General features: G+C 59.9%; 18 protein-coding genes and 2 pseudogenes. 12 read left to right on the plus strand and 8 right to left on the minus strand.

The genetic code is table 11. From position 1 onward, the window contains the following. Positions 1 to 80 precede the first annotated feature (80 nt). The 6 genes from NW812_RS07300 to NW812_RS07325 all read left to right on the plus strand — a co-directional run bounded on the left by NW812_RS07300 (position 81) and on the right by NW812_RS07325 (position 4,359). Complete coding sequence (locus NW812_RS07300; protein WP_414395429.1) at positions 81 to 1,406, plus strand: FAD-dependent oxidoreductase; 1,326 nt, start codon at positions 81 to 83, stop codon at positions 1,404 to 1,406. A gap of 45 nt (positions 1,407 to 1,451) precedes the next feature. Continuing rightward, positions 1,452 to 2,171, plus strand: coding sequence for a hypothetical protein (locus NW812_RS07305; protein WP_414395431.1), 720 nt, complete (start codon positions 1,452 to 1,454; stop codon positions 2,169 to 2,171). A gap of 155 nt (positions 2,172 to 2,326) precedes the next feature. Next, positions 2,327 to 2,635 (plus strand): hypothetical protein, encoded by a 309-nt coding sequence (locus NW812_RS07310; protein ID WP_414395433.1) that lies wholly within the window; start codon positions 2,327 to 2,329, stop codon positions 2,633 to 2,635. A gap of 78 nt (positions 2,636 to 2,713) precedes the next feature. Beyond that, positions 2,714 to 2,953, plus strand: coding sequence for a preprotein translocase subunit SecG (gene secG, locus NW812_RS07315; protein WP_414395434.1), 240 nt, complete (start codon positions 2,714 to 2,716; stop codon positions 2,951 to 2,953). 5 nt (positions 2,954 to 2,958) lie between these two features. Then, the gene (locus NW812_RS07320) at positions 2,959 to 3,621 is read left to right on the plus strand and encodes a YqiA/YcfP family alpha/beta fold hydrolase (protein WP_414395435.1); all 663 of its coding nucleotides are present in this window, start codon (positions 2,959 to 2,961) and stop codon (positions 3,619 to 3,621) included. 39 nt (positions 3,622 to 3,660) lie between these two features. Further along, positions 3,661 to 4,359 carry an HAD family hydrolase gene (locus tag NW812_RS07325; protein WP_414395437.1) on the plus strand — a complete coding sequence of 233 codons (699 nt, stop codon included), beginning with the start codon at positions 3,661 to 3,663 and terminating at the stop codon, positions 4,357 to 4,359. Positions 4,360 to 4,403: 44 nt separating this feature from the next. Here the strand turns inward: NW812_RS07325 and fabG are convergent, their stop codons facing one another. Together fabG and tnpA are read right to left on the minus strand one after the other, a co-directional pair. Then, positions 4,404 to 5,147, minus strand: coding sequence for a 3-oxoacyl-[acyl-carrier-protein] reductase (fabG, locus tag NW812_RS07330; RefSeq protein ID WP_414395568.1), 744 nt, complete (start codon positions 5,145 to 5,147; stop codon positions 4,404 to 4,406). A 156-nt stretch (positions 5,148 to 5,303) separates the two neighbouring features. After that, a pseudogene (gene tnpA / locus NW812_RS07335) lies at positions 5,304 to 5,709 on the minus strand (IS200/IS605 family transposase). Positions 5,710 to 5,766: 57 nt separating this feature from the next. Between tnpA and NW812_RS07340 the strand changes: the two are divergent. The 3 genes from NW812_RS07340 to NW812_RS07350 all read left to right on the plus strand — a co-directional run bounded on the left by NW812_RS07340 (position 5,767) and on the right by NW812_RS07350 (position 7,597). Then, positions 5,767 to 6,753, plus strand: coding sequence for an RNA-guided endonuclease InsQ/TnpB family protein (locus tag NW812_RS07340; RefSeq protein ID WP_414395439.1), 987 nt, complete (start codon positions 5,767 to 5,769; stop codon positions 6,751 to 6,753). An 8-nt stretch (positions 6,754 to 6,761) separates the two neighbouring features. Continuing rightward, positions 6,762 to 6,977 (plus strand): zinc ribbon domain-containing protein, encoded by a 216-nt coding sequence (locus tag NW812_RS07345; RefSeq protein ID WP_414395570.1) that lies wholly within the window; start codon positions 6,762 to 6,764, stop codon positions 6,975 to 6,977. A 134-nt stretch (positions 6,978 to 7,111) separates the two neighbouring features. Beyond that, complete coding sequence (locus NW812_RS07350) at positions 7,112 to 7,597, plus strand: DUF3531 family protein (RefSeq protein WP_414395441.1); 486 nt, start codon at positions 7,112 to 7,114, stop codon at positions 7,595 to 7,597. Positions 7,598 to 7,600: 3 nt separating this feature from the next. On the opposite strand, the gene NW812_RS07355 is transcribed toward NW812_RS07350, so the two are convergent. Beyond that, positions 7,601 to 9,262, minus strand: coding sequence for a sulfatase (locus tag NW812_RS07355; protein ID WP_414395443.1), 1,662 nt, complete (start codon positions 9,260 to 9,262; stop codon positions 7,601 to 7,603). Between the two features lie 76 nt (positions 9,263 to 9,338). Continuing rightward, positions 9,339 to 10,310, minus strand: coding sequence for an LPS export ABC transporter periplasmic protein LptC (lptC, locus tag NW812_RS07360; protein ID WP_414395445.1), 972 nt, complete (start codon positions 10,308 to 10,310; stop codon positions 9,339 to 9,341). Between the two features lie 89 nt (positions 10,311 to 10,399). Between lptC and NW812_RS07365 the strand changes: the two genes are divergently transcribed. The 3 genes from NW812_RS07365 to NW812_RS07375 are packed head-to-tail and all read left to right on the plus strand — an operon-like array spanning position 10,400 to position 14,441. Beyond that, complete coding sequence (locus NW812_RS07365) at positions 10,400 to 11,257, plus strand: branched-chain amino acid ABC transporter permease (protein ID WP_414395447.1); 858 nt, start codon at positions 10,400 to 10,402, stop codon at positions 11,255 to 11,257. After that, positions 11,257 to 12,234, plus strand: a complete 978-nt coding sequence (locus tag NW812_RS07370; RefSeq protein ID WP_414395449.1) for a branched-chain amino acid ABC transporter permease — start codon at positions 11,257 to 11,259, stop codon at positions 12,232 to 12,234. The genes NW812_RS07365 and NW812_RS07370 overlap by 1 nt, the downstream gene beginning before the upstream one ends. 41 nt (positions 12,235 to 12,275) lie before the next feature. Beyond that, complete coding sequence (locus NW812_RS07375; RefSeq protein WP_414395450.1) at positions 12,276 to 14,441, plus strand: RNA degradosome polyphosphate kinase; 2,166 nt, start codon at positions 12,276 to 12,278, stop codon at positions 14,439 to 14,441. A gap of 33 nt (positions 14,442 to 14,474) precedes the next feature. On the opposite strand, the gene NW812_RS07380 is transcribed toward NW812_RS07375, so the two are convergent. The 4 genes and pseudogenes from NW812_RS07380 to NW812_RS07395 form a co-directional block, all read right to left on the minus strand. After that, positions 14,475 to 15,056: a DoxX family protein gene (locus NW812_RS07380; protein ID WP_414395451.1), complete on the minus strand. Its 582-nt coding sequence runs from the start codon at positions 15,054 to 15,056 to the stop codon at positions 14,475 to 14,477. A gap of 391 nt (positions 15,057 to 15,447) precedes the next feature. Further along, positions 15,448 to 16,611, minus strand: a pseudogene (ribB, locus tag NW812_RS07385) (3,4-dihydroxy-2-butanone-4-phosphate synthase); the annotation flags it as partial. A gap of 69 nt (positions 16,612 to 16,680) precedes the next feature. Beyond that, a complete protein-coding gene (gene moeB, locus NW812_RS07390) occupies positions 16,681 to 17,841 on the minus strand; it encodes a molybdopterin-synthase adenylyltransferase MoeB (RefSeq protein ID WP_414395453.1) in 1,161 nt (386 codons plus the stop codon). Between the two features lie 2 nt (positions 17,842 to 17,843). Then, a complete protein-coding gene (locus NW812_RS07395) occupies positions 17,844 to 18,125 on the minus strand; it encodes a MoaD/ThiS family protein (RefSeq protein WP_414395455.1) in 282 nt (93 codons plus the stop codon). Positions 18,126 to 18,234: the final 109 nt, after the last annotated feature.

An 18,234-nucleotide genomic window follows, 5' to 3' on the forward strand; every position in this document is an offset into this window, starting at 1 on the left:
TACTACCAGCTTTACTCAGTGTAGTGGATTTCCCGGGGTGGCTGGACGGCTCAGGTGAGAGAAGGAGGCAGCTAGAATACGTGGGCGAGAAAGGACCCCGGCAGAGCATGGGCAAAGTAGTGGTTATCGGGGCGGGGCTGGCCGGCTTAACCTGCGCCAAGGTGCTGAGTCAGGCGGGGTGGAGGGATGTCCTAGTTTTGGAAAAAAGCGACGGCCCCGGGGGCCGGGTGCGCACCGACGAGGTGGAGGGCTTTCGCCTGGATCGCGGCTTTCAGGTGCTGTTTACGGCCTACCCTCAGGTGCGGCGGCACCTGGATCTGAGCAGACTTGACCCCTGCCCCTACCGTCCGGGAGCTATCCTGGCCCGATCCGGTCGCTGCTGGCTGTTAGGGGATCCGCTGCGGGATCCAGCCAGCCTCGTCTCTTCCCTATTCAACCCCCTGGCTAGCTTTGGGGACAAGCTCAAGGTGCTGCAGTTGCGAGCGGAGCTGGCGCAGCGCACGCCGGAGCAGGTCTTCCAGGAAGGGCTGGGGGGATCCGATGGCTCGGTGCGAGAGTTCCTAGAGGGGTACGGGTTCTCCGCCAAGATCTGCCAGCACTTCTTCTACCCCTTTTTCCGCGGCATTCTTCTGGATCCAGAGCTGGCCAGCAGTGCCCGTCTCTTGGCGTTCTATTTCAAGATGATGGCCGAGGGGGCCATTGTCACCCCAGCGCTGGGCATGGGAGAACTTGCCCGCCAACTGGCCAGCTACCTTTCCCCAGAGCAGATCCGCTACCAAACCCCGGTGGAGCGCATCCTGGTCGAGGAAGGGAGAGTGCGCGGGATCCGCACCGCCGGCGGAGAGGAGATCCCTGCCGAGTGGGTAGTCTGCGCCACCGAGGCCCCTCAGGCGCGGGCCTGGCAAGCCGAGCTCTGTCCCCACGCCGCTGTGCCCATCCCCACCCAGGGACGGTCGGTTACCTGTCTCTACTTCTGCGCTCCCTTTTCTCTAGCCCGCGGCGCCTACTTGTACCTCAACGCCAGCGGCCAAGGCTGGGTCAACCACTGGGTTCAGCTCACCCGCATTAGCCCGGCACTAGCTCCTCCTGGCCAACACCTCTATTCGGTGACGGTATTGGGGGATCCCCCCTTAAGCGACGAGGAGCTGGCCCAAACCTGTCGGGCCGAGCTGCAGGTCTATTTTCCCAAAGCCCCCTTGAAACAGTTGCGCCTGCTGCGGGTGTATCGCATCCCTTTTGCCCAGTTTGTGCAGCCGCCTGGCTTCCAGCAGCATTTGGTTCCCACCCATAGCGGCCTGCCAGGCCTTCTCTGGGCTGGAGAGTACACTCACCAGAGCAGCATCGAGGGATCCCTGCGCAGCGGCGAACAGGCAGCGGCCTGGATCCTGCAAAAATCGGCCTTGTAGACTTTCTTAACTCTACTCCCGGAACCAAAGCTGGGATCCCGTGGTATGAAGGGGGTGGACTTCATCGCCCACAGGGATCCCTCCGCCATGCAAAACGCCACCCTTAGCCCGATTCTGCTCCTGCGGCGGTCGTTTGAGTTGGTAGGTCCCATCTACTGGCCGCTGCTGATCCTGGCCTCTCCAGGCTTTATCCTGGCCATCGTCACGGAGCTGACCCCACTTCTCGGGGGGATCCGGATCCTCCAACTGGCCTATGGCATTGTTGCACCGATCCTAGGCGGAGCAGCCTTGTGGCTAGTGGATCAGCACCTGAAGCGGCAAGCTCCCCTGCTGGGCAACAGCCTCAACCGAGCGGTCTCGAAGGCAGTGCCTCTAGTTCTGAGCACCCTCTTAGCAGCACTCCTCTCTTGCCTTGCCTCCATCTTTCTGATCATTCCAGGCATTTATGTAGGGGTTAAGCTGGCCCTCACACCTTGTGCCATTGCTCTAGAAAATCAAGGAACTACAGGAGGGCTGCGCTACAGTTGGAATCTCGTCAAAGGTCGTTGGTGGGGCGTGTTTTGGGCCCTTCTGATTAGGGGCTTTATTCTCGGTTTTGGGGTTGGATTGATAGTTGTACTTGTCAGTAGAGTTGTGGCTGATGTTGGCGACTTTGGGGTGAGAATGGTTGCGGCTGCTGCTGCCACAGCCGTTATGCCCATCTTCTGGGTCTATGAGGTTCTCCTGTTCCGATCCCTGCAGCAGTTGAAGGGGCAGGCGGCCTAGCTTTGCCTCGCCGCTCAAGCCGGGGGCTTTTCGTAACCCTGGAGTTTACAAGGGCAGACCCAAAGTGCAGACGCTCAATCCGCCATTTAGCGGAGCCCAGAGCAGGAACTCTTGTCGAGAATAGACAAGAGACCTCCCCCGGGATCACCTCTGCTATGAGCGAAGCTAGGGCAACCGCCATCCAGCGGATCATCCAAGCAGCTATGAGGACTGGTCTGCTTACCGCTGCTCAAGAACACGAGCTGAACCTGAGGCTATTTCAAGATGGCTGTTCCGAGGCGGATTTCTTCCTGCTGCGTCGCCTGCACTCCTGCTTGCGCCAGGGATCCATCCGTCAAGTGCCAAGCTTGCCCAACCCAGTAGCCAGGGGTTGCTTTGGCGCCCCTCTAGTGACCGACAAAGTCGAGGAGGCTCAGCCCCAACCTTGTGAGCTGAGTCGAGCGCACAACCCTAAAGTTAGCTAGGGGAAGGCCCAGGGTGCATTAGAGTTGGAATCCGAGTGATAATAACTCCAGCAATGTGCCCTAGTGGGATCCTCTGCAATGGAAGCTTTTTTCGAGTTTCTCTGGTCTGCCTCGGCTATTTTGCTGGTGATCTTGGTGCTGTTGCATAGCCCCAAGGGAGATGGCCTGGCGGCTATTAGCGGGCAAGCCCAGTTGTTTGCCAGCCCCAAGAGCGCTGAGCAAAATCTGAACCGCCTCACCTGGACGGTGGCTACCCTTTTTCTCTCCATCAGTGTGGTGCTGGGAGCAGGCTGGCTCTCCACAGGCGCAGGGCAATAAGTAGCGTGGCAGTCATCTACTTGCACGGCTTTGGCTCGGGGCCGCAATCAGCCAAGGCTGCCTTTTTCCGCCAGCGGCTGCAGCGGCTTGGGATCCCTCTGGAGGTGCCGGATCTCAACCAAGGCAACTTTACCCAGCTCACTCTCTCTCGCCAGATCCGGCAAGTTTCTGAACAGTTGGCTGCCATGGGGCATCCTCCTGTTACCCTGATTGGCTCTAGCCTGGGAGGTGTAGTGGCTGCCTGGGTAGCTGAGCAGCAGTCTTGCGTGGAACGGCTGGTGTTGCTGGCACCGGCCTTTGGCTTCTTGCAACATTGGCTGCCGCGGCTAGGGGCTGAAGCCGTGGAAGCTTGGCAACGCAGCGGGCAAATGCTGGTCTTTCACCACCAAGAAGGGCGGCCGCTGCCCTTGGCCTATGACTTTGTTACCGATGCCCAGCGCTACCCCGAGGAGGCACTGCGCCGGCCTGTGCCCACCCTGATTGTGCATGGGACCCGCGACGAAGTCATCCCCATCCAAGCCAGCCGCAACTACGTCGCCCATCGCCCCTGGGCGCAACTGGTAGCTGTGGAGAGTGACCATGCCCTCACCGATGTTCTAGAAACCCTCTGGGAGGTGGTCAGCCGCTTCTGTGGCTGGTCCCAGTTGCCTTCGGAAACGCCCTCCTAGCCTATCTGCCGTTTTGGCCCCCCAACGTCCTTCAGCCCCATGCTGCCCCCCAAAGTGCTCCGTGCCGCTGAGGCAACTGCCGGCCTCTTTTTGGATATGGACGGGGTCATCGTGGATTCGGAGCCAATCCACGCCCGTGCCGGCGCTATTGCCTTGGAGCGCTGCCGGCTTGCTCTAGATCTGGCTCCTGTCTCCCTGCAGTTTAAGGGGCGCACTGACCAGGACATGTTTGAGTATCTCGTGGAACACTTGACGGACACCCCGCCCGCAGAGCGGCCCCTGCTGGTGCAGCGCTTGATTGAGGAAAAGGCCAGGGCTTTCGGGGAGCTGTTGGAAGAGGTGCTCTTGGTGCCGGGGGTGTTGGAGTTTCTGGAGCTCAGCCGCCGTCGCTTTTCAGCCCTTGCCCTCACCACCTCTGCTACCCGTCGGGATCAGGAGCAGATTTTCCAACGCTTTGACCTAGGCCGCTGGTTTGACGCTGTGATTACCGCTGAAGATATCCAGCGAGCCAAGCCCGACCCCGAGCCCTATTTGAAAACAGCTGCCAAAGTGGGCTTGGATCCTAGCTTGTGTTTGGTGGTTGAAGACTCTGCCCACGGGATCCGCGCGGCTAAGGGGGCAGGCTGCCTTGCGGTGGGCCTCACCACTGCCTTTACACCACTAGAGCTGCGTCAGGCAGGCGCCGATGCTGTGGTGGACAGCTTTGCCGAATTGGCAGAACTTCTGGAGCTGGAGTAGGAAGAATCGTGGAGGCAGGACAAGTCTTCCAGAAGCGGAAAGCTTTAGCCCATCGTCATGCCGCCGTCGATGGCAAAGACTTGGCCGGTGATGTAGGCCGCCGCCGGGTCAGCCGCCAAAAAGCGCACTAGCCCCGCCACTTCCGCCGGGGATCCCAGTCGCCCCAGAGGAATTTGGGCCAGGATGGGGCCAGGATCCAGCTTTTCCGTCATCTGGGTAGTGATAAAGCCAGGGGCGACAGCGTTGACGGTGATGTTGCGGCTGGCCAGCTCGCGGGCTGCTGTCTTGGTTAGACCAATTACCCCCGCTTTGGCAGCGCTGTAGTTGGCCTGGCCGGCGTTGCCCACCAAGCCCACCACTGAGGTGATGTTGATGATGCGTCCCTGCCGCTGCTTGACCATGATCTTGGCGGCTGCTTTCAGGCAGAGGAAGACTCCCGTAAGGTTGAGATCCAGCACTGCCTGCCAGTCTTCCGGCTTTAGGCGCAACAAGAGGGCATCGCGGGTAATGCCAGCATTGTTAACCAGCACGTCCACCCGGCCCCACCGCTCCATCACCTGCTCAAAGAGCCGCTCCACTTCTAGGGGTTGGGAGACATCGGCAGCCAGGGCCATCCCCTCCCCTCCCACGGCGGCAATCTCCTGCACTAGCGCTTCGGCCTCGGCGGCAGAGTGGGCGTAGTTGACGACTACCTTGGCACCAATGGCTCCTAGATGCAGGGCAATGGCCCGGCCAATGCCTCGGCTGGCTCCCGTAACCACGGCCACCTGGTTGTGGAGCGAGGGCAAGGGGAGGAGTTCAGACATAGGCAGGAGCCTCCATGCAAGGGCGATAGCCGCACTAGTATAGGACGCTTTGGCTTCCTTTGGAGCCTTGCCGTCGGCCACGGCCCGTTAGCTAGCCCCGCCGAGAAGCCCCGCCCTCTACCCGCCAGGGTGTTCGCGCTAGCGGCGCGGAGCGCTTGGGTCGGGATGAGAGGCGGGGACACCTTGGTTTTCAATGTACTGACGCAAAACCGAAACGGTAACGCCGCCACACGAAGCAATGAAATACGATTCATTCCACAGAACATCTTTTTCTCAGTCTGCGACTAGAGACAGATTTAATATTATTCACAAACTTGGACAAAGTTATCTGTGGGTAGTATTGAAATAGAAGGTGAGCATGATCTGCTTCACCGTTAAGCTCAATAAGCTTGCAGTTCCATTTTTGGCAGAGATTATACAGGATCTCATGTAAGCGCTGTAACATCTCAGCAGTGAGTACCTGGCGGCGGTACTTGGTCGTTAAGACTAAGTGCGCCTTTAAATCGGACACAGCCCTGCCGCTAGAGACAAAGTCGTCTTTCATAGCCCTTCAGCTTTCACTGCTGCTATAATCAGTGTAGTAGCTCTTGGATACTCTTACGTGAGAGTTGCCTACCAGTACCGCTTGCGTCCTACCTCTAGCCAGATTGCCCTGATGGAGAAGTGGCTAGAGTTGCTGCGCAAGCAGTACAACTATCGCTTAGCAGAGCGCTTCAAGTGGTGGAAACAAAACCGCTGCGATGTCCATGCCTGTTCTCTACTGGTCTGTCACTTACCTGAGCTGAAAGATGAGCCAGACTACTACTCACAGAAGCGCGACCTAGTAAACACAAAAGCACTCTTTCCGGAGTACAAGACCATTCACTCGCAAGTCTTGCAAAACTGCATAGAGCGAGTACAGCAAGCCTTTGACCGCTGGCTGAAAGGAAACATTAACGGCAAGAGGCTAGGCAAGCCAAGGTTTAAGGGGGCAGGTCGGTATCGTTCCTTTACGTATCCCCAGATGAAACAGAACTGTATTCGGGGAAAGTTTATCCACCTGCCTAAAATCGGCTTGGTCAAGCTCATCCAGAACCGTCCTCTGCCTGAAGGTTTTGTGATTAAGACGGCTACCGTCACCCGTAAGGCTGATGGCTGGTATGTGACGTTGAGCCTGCAAGACTCTTCTGTTCCCGAACTTGATCCCGACCCTCCAACCCTGGAAAACACGATAGGGATCGATATGGGGTTGGATTCGTTTCTGGTGACTGACCAGGGGGAAGCCATTCCAGTTCCACGGTACTATCGCAGGGCACAAAAAAGGTTGAAGCAATTGCAGCGGTCTTTGTCCCGTAAGCGGAAGGGGTCAAACCGCTACAAGAAAGCCTTGAAGCGGTTGGCAAAGGCACACCTGAAAGTAGCCAATCAGCGCAAAGACTTCCACGACAAGGTAGCCAAGTGGTTATTAAGCAAGGGAAAACATATTGCCCATGAGGCACTTAACGTTAAGGGTCTTGCCAGAACCAACCTAGCCAAATCTGTTCTGGATGCCGGGTGGACCAGTTTCTTGCGCATTCTCACAGTAAGGCTGAGAGAGCTGGGCTGTTGACGATTGCAGTGAACCCCAACGGCACAAGTCAAGAGTGTTCTGGGTGCGGTCGGAAAGTTCCCAAAAGCCTGAGTGAGAGGTGGCATTCCTGCCCTCACTGCGGCTTGGAGTTGCCCAGGGAAAGGACTACGTCCCGCTTACGCGAACAGAACTCTGCCTTACTTATCAAGTACAGGGCGGTGGGGCATCCCGTCCTTTTCGCGCCAGCGGGACGGAGTCCTTAAGCTCAGGAAATGTCCTTAACCGGAGTCACTGTTAGCGAAGCGTGGCGTAAGCCATGAAGCCCGCACTCTACCCGACAGGATGAGGGCGGGAGTATGTCACGATAGAAAGTTGGCTTCTGGCAGAGAAACCGTCCATGCAAGTGGAGTTTCGGGAGTGCGATCCAGGCAACCTCTGGATTTGGTTTGAGTTTGCCGAGCCGCCCGTGCCGGCAGAGCTGGAGTACCTCAGGGAAGTGCTGGAATCGTGGTATGTGCTGGGCAAGCTGGGAGGATTTAACGCCGAGCGCTTGGTGGTTCAGGAGGCTGAGGCGGATCTCAGCTACCTGGAGTACCCCAGTGACTTGCCTCCCGTCACCTCGCTCATGCACAACATGGGATCCCTCGAGGAGAAGGGCAACTGGGCCCGCTGCTGGTTTGACCTGGGCACTGCCGACGCAATGGCGCTGGACGTGTTGATCAATGCCCTGCGCACCCTTAGCTTAGAGTACATTGGCCTTACCCGCGTCATCATCGGCGGGCAAAACGAGGATTGGCCAGCGCCGGATCTCGAGGAGACTGACGCCTACGATCTCCACAGCTACCTCCAGGATCACTGGGGGGAAGAAGGAGAGCTGGAGTAGCTTCTACTCTAGGTAGCCCAGCTCCTGCATCCGCCGCAGCAAGTCTGCATCGCTTTCCACATCCACCTTGCGAGGAGCCAAGCTGGGGCGGCGCGATTCAGCCCACTCCAGCCACCGCCTTAGCCCTTGTTGCAGGCGAATTAGCCAAGCTTGGGGAGAAAGGGATCCCAACGCCGGATCCCCAGGCTCAGCCAAGAGCAGATCCCGCTGCTCCGCCGGATCCTGCTCTAGGTTGTAGAGGCTAGGGCTCTCCCCAGTTTGGATGAGTTTGATCCCTCCTTCGTAGAGGGCGCGGCGGGTGGCGTAGCAGGCGCGGGCCTGCAAGAGGCTGTCGTTGCGGCTTTCCATGGCCCGCAAGAGAATCTGCGGCGGGAAGGCCTCGCTAAGCACTACGCCTTGCTCAGGATCCTCCCCAGCCAGGGTACGGCTTAGGCTAAGGCGGGCAACTTCGCGGCGGAGCCGGAGGCTAACCCGAGGGGTGCCGTCGGCTAGAGAAAGGCTGGGGCCAAAGCCGGCAGCCTCCAGGAGAGTGTGGAAGAGGCGGCGGGTGGAAACGGGGGTGGCCACCCGCTTTCCTGCAGGAAAGTGGCCGGGGTAGTGCAGGATCAGGGGCACGCGGATGAGCTCTTCGTAAACCACAAAGGCGTGGCCGACGAAATCGTGCTCTCCTAAGCCTTCGCCGTGATCGGCGACGATGGCCAGCAGAGTGTTTTGCTCCAGGCCAGTGTGGCGCAAGGTGGCAAAGACAGATCCCAGCAGGTGATCCTGGTAGGCTACTTCTGCATCGTAGATGTCCCGCAGCACCCGCGCCTGCAGGGGAGAAAGCGGCTGCGGTAGGGGTGCCATCCAGCGGTAGGGCTCAGCGTTGTACTGGCGCAGGAAATCCCGGGCCTCTCGGCTGCTCTTAAAGTAGGGGGCGTATTTCTGCACAAAAGGCTCTGGCGGCCAGTAGGGCAGGTGCGTCTCCATTAGGTTGACAAAGCAAAAAAAAGGAGGCGCCCCCGCAGGGCGGCGGGCCATTTGCTGGAGGTAGCGATTGAGGTCGGCAATGGAGGCAGCGGTGTTGCCCTTAAAGTTCATCAAGCAGGTCCAGAGGGAGGCAAACCAGGGGTGCAGGGCCAACTGAAAAAGGGTGTCGGAGCGAGCAAAGGCATTTTGCACGGGGTAGGAGAGGCGGCGCCAAAACTGGGTGTAGGCGGCCAGCCAGCGGTTGAGGGGAGGCGGCAGAGGGTTGCCCTCAGGGGGGCGGGTGGGCAGAGCCCCGCCGTAGTTGTAGAAGGTGTCAAAGCCGCGCCGCAGGCCATTTTTCAAGATCCCGACTAGGGGGTTGTTGCAGAAGCCAACGGTGGTGTAGCCAACCAGCTTCAGCAGCTCTGCCAGGGTGGGTAGGGTAGGACTCAGCTCTAGGTCTGCCTGAATGGTCTGGTGGGTGCTGGGGTACTCTCCTGTAAACAGGGAGGCGTGGGAGGGGATCGTCCACTGGGCAGGGGCAATGGCCCGTTCGAAGAGAGTGGATTCTGCAGCCAGCCGATCCAGGTTGGGGCTAGTGGGGACTTGGCGGGCCCGCTCTTCCTCCGACCAGTAGCAAGAGAGACGATCTGCCCGCTGGGTATCGAGCACAATCAACAGGATATTGGGGCGCTCCCCCTTCGGGATCTCTGCCATTTCTGGAAACCTCACCACAACCCACCCCAGAGGGTTCTTAAACTATCTTGACACGCTCCCGCCGGCCTTTTGGCCCTTAGGGCAGGGTGAGATGGGTTTGGCTGTTGCCTTGGATCCGGATGGTGTTGCTCTGCCAGTCGAGCAGGCCCCTGTCGCCACTCACAGTCAAAGCCTGACCAGGTTGGCGGTAGCGCACCTGGCCCAGAGCCTGCAGTTGGGTGGAGCCGATGCGCCACCGGATCTCCTGGGCCTCGAGGGACGCTGCCCTGCTGATGCGGGCGGTTTCGGCTTTCGCATTGCCCACCAGGCGCAGCTCAGCTAGAGGCAGGGGAGCCCGCAACTCCTCGCCACTAAGGCGCACGCTTTGCCGGGGGGCATACACCTCTACTGCTCCCACCGCCTGCACTTTCCTCGCGCCAAACTGCCACAGGAAGCGCCTAGCAGCCAGCTCCAGCTCCCGATACTCCGCCCGTACTGGTTGCGTGGGATCCAAGTTCTCCACCTGCATCTGCCCTTGGCCAAAGTCCATCAGCAGGCGATCCCCCTGCAGGAAGCCCTGATCCTCCAACAGCTCCACTTTTACCTCGCCTTCAGCCTTGAGCAGGCGCTGGGCTGGCAGCCACTCCAGCCGCTGGGCCTGCAGGCGCAGGTTATCCCGCTCGGACTCTACCTCGACTTGCCCCCTCAATTCCAGTCGCCGTTGGCTGGGGTAGGCAGATCCCTGCTTGGCCCGGACGCGAACGGCGCGGTCGTCTTCGTCAAAAAACTCTCCCTCAATGGCCTCCAAATGGGCGGATCCCAACTGCACGGGGGTAGCCTCTGACGGCGGCGGCTCGTACTTGGCTAGGCGTGCCTTCAAGCGCCAGAGCAGACCACCGTCGGGCTTGGCCTGGGTAAGAGTGATGTCTTCGTAGAGTAACTGGGGGGTGGGAAGGGAGGCTGCAGGTGTGGGATCCCTGCTTGCCGGCAGCTCCGGCCCACTACAGGCAGGGCCCAGCAGAGCGAAAGCTACGAGCCACCCCAGCATCCAAAAAGAATGAGACGGCACGGCTCTCTCTTGGGCGCCTCCTCCTACCCTAGCGCTATCCTACTGAGATCCGCCTGTGGCATCATCAGGCAAGAGATGGCGGCACAGCTGTGGAGCAACTGTTGCAACTGTTCATTTACGGCCTTGTGTTGGGCAGCATCTACGCCCTGGGGGCAATTGGCGTGTCCCTGACCTTTGGCATTTTGCGCTTTGCCAACTTCGCCCACGGGGATCTGATGACCTTAGGGGCCTATTTTGCCCTGACCTTTGTCGGCTGGGGCTGGCCCTTGGGGGTCAGTTGGATCCCGGCAGCCTTGGCAACGGCAGTGTGTGCGGTGGGGATCGACCAATGGGTCTATCGTCGCCTGCGCCGGGAGGCCCCCGTTATTTTGCTCATTTCCTCCTTTGGCACGGCCCTGATTTTGCGCAGCCTGGTGCAGATTCTCTGGGGGCCCGACAACCAGGTGTACCGCCAGGGCATCCAGATCCCCTGGGAGGTGGGTGGGCTGCGCATTAAGCCAGACTGGGTGGTGATTTTGGCGGGAACGGCGCTGCTGGTGGTGGCGCTGCACCTGTTCTTGCAGCACACGCGGGTGGGGAAAGCCATGCGGGCCATGGCCGACAACTTTGACTTGGCCAAGGTGACCGGCATCGATACGGAGCAGATCATTCTCTGGACCTGGACCCTCGGGGCGGCTTTGGCCTGTCTGGCGGGCATTTTCCTCGGCCTAGATACCCGGCTGCACCCTACGATGGGCTGGCGGCTGTTGCTGCCCGTTTTCGCTGCCGCCATCCTCGGCGGCATTGGTCGTCCTTACGGAGCCATTGCTGGGGGGTTGGTGATTGGCCTAGCGGAGGAGTTCTCGACCTTGGTGATTAGCCCAGCCTACAAGACGGGGGTGGCCTTTGCTATCCTGGTCCTCCTGCTGATCTTCCGGCCTACTGGGCTAGTGGGGGGGCGAGCCTGATGCTGAGCTATGCCATTTTCTTCTTGATTTTGGTCGGGATCTACAGCGTACTGGCGCTGGGCCTCAACATCCAGTGGGGCTACGCCGGTATGTTCAACATTGGCGTGGGGGCCTTTTTTGCCCTGGGGGCCTACGCCAGCGCTATTGTTACGACGCCGCCAAGCCCTGAACATCTGGGGGGCTTTGCGCTGCCCTTTTGGGTGGGCTTTGCGGTGGCAGCGGTAGTGGCGGGAGCCATTGCTTTTTTGATTGGCTTGATTACCCTAAACCTACGCTCTGACTACCTGGCCATCGCCACCATTGGCATTGCCGAGATCATCAGCCAAATCCTGAAAAACGAGGGCTGGCTAACCAACGGCGTACGCGGTATCACTCGCATCCCGCGGCCCTTTCGCGGTTGGATCCCAGGGCAGGATACGCTGCTGTACCTGGGCTTGGTGCTCTTGGTTTTGGCAGGCGTTTACTGGCTAAGCGAGCGGGCCTATCGCTCCCCTTGGGGACGGGTGCTGCGGGCCATTCGGGAGGACGAGCCGGCAGCCCTAGCTGCGGGCAAAGATGTCCTCCAGTTTCGTCTCCAGGCATTTGTCCTGGGATCCATGCTCATGGGGTTGGCAGGGGCCCTCTATGCCCATTTTGTCAACTTCATCAGCCCGGAAGCCTTTCAGCCCGAGTTTGCCACCTTCATTGTCTGGGTGATGTTGATTGCCGGGGGCAGTGGCAACAACCGTGGCGCTTTGCTGGGGGCGCTGGCCATTTGGGGGGTGTGGTCGGCCAGTGAACTGTTCACCAATCGTCTGCCGCCCCAGTGGGCTACGCGGGCTGGTCCTTTGCGCATTCTGCTCATCGGGCTCCTCCTGCAGGTTATTCTCCTCACCCGCCCGCAGGGTCTGCTGCCGGAACGTCCGCCCCAGCCGGTTGGGGATGCCTCTTCTTTGTCCAGGGCGAGCAGAACCCCTGAGGGAGAGTCAGCAGGATAGGATGGGGTCGGCTGCCCCCTCGCCAATCCCGCCTGATGACGATGTTGCCTCCAGGAAACCCTCCTTCCTCTGAGCTTGGCCCAGGCAGTTGCCCTGCAGAAGTTGGGGTTGACCCGGGTAGGATCCCGACTGCCCCCATCAAAGAGGGCTATGCCCTGCCCGAGCATTACTTTAACCGCGAGCTCAGTTGGATTGAGTTCAACGCCCGGGTGTTGCACGAGGCCCTGGACGAGCGCACTCCCTTGCTGGAGCGGCTGAAGTTTCTGGCTATTTTCGAGAGCAACCTGGACGAATTCTTTATGGTGCGGGTAGCAGTGATCCGCCGCCAGTTGGAAACAGGCGTGCTGCTGCCAACCCCCGATGGCCTCACCCCCCAGCAGCAATTGCGCCAGATTTCCCAGCACCTACGGCCCCTGATTCAAAAGTTGCACGAGTGCTTTCGGCAAGAGCTGGTGCCTAAGCTGGCAGAGCAAGGCATTCACATCCGCAACTTTAGCGACCTGACGGAGGCAGAGCGGCAGGAACTGCGGGAGTATTTCGATCGCCGCCTGTTTCCCCTGCTCACCCCCCTGGCGGTGGATCCGGGCCATCCTTTCCCCTATATTTCCAACCTCAGCCTTAACCTGGCGGTGGTGGTGCGGGATCCAGAAACGGGCAAGGAGCATTTTGCCCGCGTCAAAGTGCCCAACACCCTGCCCCGCTTTGTGCCCCTACGGGATGGGGTGAGCTTTGTGCCGCTGGAGCAGGTGATTGCCCACCACCTGGAGGCGCTGTTTGTCGGCATGGAGGTGCTGGAGTACCATCCCTTCCGCATCACCCGCGACGCTGATCTGGCCATCCAGGAGGACGAAGCCGACGATCTGCTTGCCGCCATTCAGGAAGAGCTGCGCAAGCGCCGCTTCGGCTCGGTGGTGCGCATGGAGGTTGCCAAGTCGATGCCCCCTGCCATCCGCCAGCGGCTGTGTGAGGAGCTCCACCTGGATGCCGACTTGGTGTACGAAGTGGATGGCCTTCTTAACCTGGGCGGGCTCATGGCGTTCCTCAACCTAGACCGGCCCGACTTGAAGGATCCGCCTTGGGGGCCCGTCACACCGCCCCGCCTGCGCACTGCTTCGGTGAGCGAGGAGCCGGTGGATATTTTTGCCGTCATTCGGGAAGGGGATCTGCTGGTGCACCACCCCTACGAGTCTTTTGCCGCCAGCGTAGAGCGATTTTTGGAGGAAGCGGCCAACGATCCCCAGGTGCTCACCATTAAGCAAACCCTCTACCGCACCTCCGGGGACTCCTCAGTGGTGGGATCCCTCATCCAAGCTGCCGAAAATGGCAAGCAGGTGGCCGCTGTGGTGGAGCTGAAGGCTCGATTTGACGAAGAAAACAACATCCTCTGGGCCAAGAAGCTGGAAAAAGCCGGGGTTCACGTGGCCTATGGCCTGCCGGGGCTGAAGATCCACTGCAAACTGGCTTTGGTGGTGCGAGAAGAGGAGGGATCCCTGCGCCGCTACGTCCACATCGGCACCGGCAACTACAACCCCAAAACTGCCCGTATCTACACCGACCTAGGCCTGTTTACCTGCAACGAGACGCTCTGCCACGATGTTACCGAGTTGTTTAACGTGCTCACTGGCTACTCGCGGCAGCGGCACTTCCGCAAGCTCCTGGTAGCTCCCCGCACGCTGCGCCAGGGGATGGAAGCTCTCATTCGCCGCGAGATGCGCCACGCTCAGGCAGGGGGTCAGGGGCGGATCATCGTCAAGATCAACTCCCTCACTGATCCGGAAATGATCCGGCTGCTCTACGAGGCTAGCCAGGCAGGGGTGGAGATTGACCTCATTGTGCGCGGCATGTGCTGCCTAAGGCCAGGGATCCCAGGCTTGAGCGAGCGCATCCGCGTGATCAGCATCATCGGGCGCTTCCTGGAGCACTCCCGCATCTTCTACTTCTACAATGGCGGCCAGGAAGAGTACTTCATCGGCAGCGCCGACTACATGACCCGCAACCTGGATCGCCGCGTTGAGGTGGTTGCCCCCGTGGAGGATCCGGTGTTGAAGCAGGAGCTGAAGGTTATTTTGGACATCTGCCTGACAGACAACCGGCAGGCTTGGGAGCTGCGTCCTGACGGCACCTACGTGCAGCGACGGCCTAAGCCGGGAGAGCCTGTGCGCTCCACCCATCAACGCCTGATGGAGCGGGCTGCCGGTCGCGCTTAGCCCTCACCCGCAGACCTGAGGGAAGGGACCAGCTCAGGAGGGAGGCGGCGGAGGGGCTTCGGCCGCTTCTTTCTCCGCTGCCCTAACCTGCTCTGTAGCCGCTTGCAAAGAAGACTGCAAGCTCTCCAGCTTTTCTCGGCTAGCGCGGTTTAACCACGATTCGATGGCGTTCACCAAAAGCTGATCCCCCGAAAACCAGCCGCCACCATTCACAGCAAAGGCCAAGAAGATGGCCGCGTAGATAGCTGATAGCTCCAGGTAGGAAACGCTGAAACCAGCCACCTTGATGTGGTGAAACATGGCCACCGCCATTGTTGCTACCAAGCTCAACGCGGCAGGCCGGGTGAACAGGCCGAGGGCTACCAGGGGGGCCGCGATCAGTTCAGTGTAGGCAGCTACATAGGAGAAAAAGATTGGGAAGGGCAAGCCGATGACTTCTACGTAAGCCGCTGCAAACCCTTCGACATCCGCCAGTTTATCGAGGCCGTTGTGGATCATGAAGAGCCCTGCCACCCCCCGCAGGATTGTCCAGCCCACCTGAGACCACCGCGGGCCAACGCTGTCGTGACGCAGGACAGAAGTCAGCAGCCCGAGAAACCGCTGAAGGAGGGCCATAGGGGAAACCTGCTCTGCTAAGGAACGTAAACTACTGTAACGATTCTGAATGGTCTGCAGCAAGACGAAGCCGGAGCGTCGCCACTCCCGCTAGGAGAGGAGATCCCCTAAGGTTTGCCGGAGCAGTTCCCAAGGGGTACTGGCGCGGCTTTCCTGGCCAGCGATCCCTGTCTTCGTTCGCTTCTTGCGACTGCAGTCCGAAGTCCCCGTTCTGGCACAGCACCTGCTGCCGCAAGGAGCTCTTCTAGCGCTTCCGGCGTCGAGAGCAGATCCTGCGCCGTCTTTGGGCTAGGGCCCTCGACCCTCCACTGCCCTACCGTCCTAGACCGGAGTGGAGCTGCGGTTCAAACTTTCCGGTAAGAGAGCAGGAGGGCTCCATCTGCAAACTGAGATCCGACTCTTCCAGTAGCAGGGGCACCCGCTCGGCTACTTCCAGGCCAAATCCCCTCAAGCCGCTGATGTGGCGGGAGGTGTTGCTGATAAGACGCATCTTTCGCACCCCCACATCCCGCAAAATCTGGGCGCCAATGCCGTAATCGCGCAGGTCCATTGCCCCTGCTGGCACCGTCTCGGCAAGGCCTAGATCCTGCCGGGCATAGGACTGAATTTGCTCGATGAGGCTAAGCTCTGGGCGCCGCAGGTACACCAGCACCCCCTTGCCCTGGTGGTCGATCATCTTCAGGGCAGCAGTCAGTTGGCGACGACAGTCGCAGCGCAGGGATCCCAATGCATCCCCCAGGGGGCACTCCGCTTGCACGCGCACCAGGACAGGCTCGGCGGCAAATTGGGTCGGATCCCCTTTCACGAGTGCTAAGTGTTCTACCTGGTTGAGGGTGTCGCGGTAGCCGTAGACCTGAAACTGGCCAAACTCCGTCGGCAGGGTGGCGGTAGCCCCACGATGGACCAACCGCTCCGTGCGCAGCCGGTACTCGATGAGATGGGCAATGGTGATGATCTTAAGATTGTGCTTGCGAGCAAACTCAACCAACTGGGGCAAGCGAGCCATGGAGCCATCCGGGTTTTGGATCTCGCAGAGCACGCCTGCCGGGTAAAGCCCTGCCAATAAGGCCAAATCCACCGCTGCTTCGGTGTGCCCGGCCCGCTTGAGCACCCCACCTTCTCTTGCCCGCAAGGGAAAGACATGCCCCGGTCGGCGCAGGTCTTCCGGCCGCGTATGGGGATGGATGGCCGCCTGGATGGTACGAGCGCGATCGGCAGCGGAAATGCCCGTGGAAACCCCTAACTCTGGCCCGGCATCGATGCTGACCGTGAAGGCAGTCTGGTTGCTGTCAGTGTTCTGCCCCACCATCAGCGGGATCTTCAGCTCGTCGAGGCGGGATCCCTGCATGGCTAGACAGATAAGGCCCCGCCCATGGGTGGCCATGAAGTTGATCACCTCTGGCGTGGCAAACTGGGCAGCACAGATGAGATCCCCTTCGTTTTCCCGATTCTCGTCATCGACCACGATGACCATGCGGCCACCCCTAAGGTCTTCCAGGGCTTCGGGGATGGAGTGGAAGAGGGTTTCCGTCTCCGCTGGCAAAATGGCGCTCATGGAGGTAATGAAAGAGCCCTCCAGTCTATCCTAGGGCGGACCACCAGGGAGGGCCAGAGCTATGGACTACTAGTATTTGGGAATGGAGGGATCGTAGGCTTCAGCCCAGGCGAGGATACCACCGCGCAGGTTTTTCCCCTCGATCCCGGCTGCCTTCAGGATCTTCAAGGCTTTGGCCGAGCGCACCCCACTTTTGCAGTGGACGACTAGCTCTGAGCCGTTGAGGAGCCGCCGCACCTGCTCCACTCCGTCCCCGTTTTCAATCTGGGGCAACGGGATCAAGTGGGCACCCGGAATCCGGCCAAGCTCCCACTCGTTGGGATTGCGCACATCGACAAGCACAAAATCCTTGCCGGCATCCATCCATGCTTTCAGCTCGTCTACCGTGATCTCGGGGATTTCTGCCTGTTCTCCAGCCCGCGCTTGCGGGATGCCGCAGAACTGCTCGTAGTCGATGAGCCGAGTAATGGGCGGGGTGTCAGGATTCTTGCGCAGCTTTAGCTCGCGGAAGCTCATCTTCAGGGCATCGTAAAGGAGCAGCCGCCCGCTTAGCGTCGTGCCGATGCCCAGCAGGATTTTCACGGTCTCAGTTGCCTGGATGAGGCCAATGATGCCCGGGAGGATCCCCAACACCCCCCCCTCAGCACAGGAGGGCACCAAGCCTGGCGGGGGTGGCTCGGGGTAGAGGTCGCGGTAGTTGGGACCGCCCTCGTAGTTGAAAACCGTTGCCTGCCCCTCGAAACGGAAGATGGAGCCGTAGACGTTGGGCTTGCCCGTTAAAACACAGGCATCGTTGACCAGGTAGCGGGTGGGGAAATTGTCAGTGCCATCGACAATCACGTCGTAGTTGGCAAACAGCTCTAGGGCATTGTCAGCCTTCAGGGCGGTGTTGTAGACATCCACCTGGCAGTAGGGGTTGATCTCCAGGATGCGGTTTTTGGCCGATTCCACCTTGGGCTTGCCCACCCAGGAGGTGCCGTGGATGACCTGCCGCTGCAGGTTGGACACGTCAACCACATCAAAGTCAACAATGCCAATCCGCCCCACGCCGGCTGCGGCCAAGTAAAGCAGCAGGGGCGAGCCAAGGCCGCCTGTGCCAATGCACAACACCTTGCCCGCCTTTAGCCGCTTCTGCCCTTCCAGGCCCACCTCCGGCAGGATCAAGTGGCGGGAAAATCGCTCCATCTCCTCGCGGGAGAGCGTGACTTGGCTGGTGTCTAGGTTCAACATGGTCACCACCCTCCGGCAATGGCAGGGACGATGCTAATGACAGCCTCTTCGCCTACAGGGGTGTCATCGCCCTGGGCCAAGTTGCGCACGTCCTCGTCATTGAGGTAAACGTTGACGAAGTTGCGCAGCTTGCCATCCTCCGTGTAGAGGTGCCGCTTGAGCTCACTGTAGCGGGTAACTAGGTTGCGCATCACCTCGCCAACGCTGCTACCTTCGATTTCGACCGCTTCCAGATTGTCGGTGTAAGGCCGCAAGGGGGCAGGGATCAAGATCTTGGTTGCCATAGGGGTTCGGGAAAAGAGTCTAGCGATCTTGAGGGAACACTTGAGGCTCTGGGATCCTCTGGCCAACTCTCCAGTCCAGACTACCGCTTTGCTCCCCAGCCAAAGAGAG

This window comes from Synechococcus sp. O70.2 (genome assembly GCF_047462135.1).
GTDB lineage: Bacteria > Cyanobacteriota > Cyanobacteriia > Thermostichales > Thermostichaceae > Thermostichus.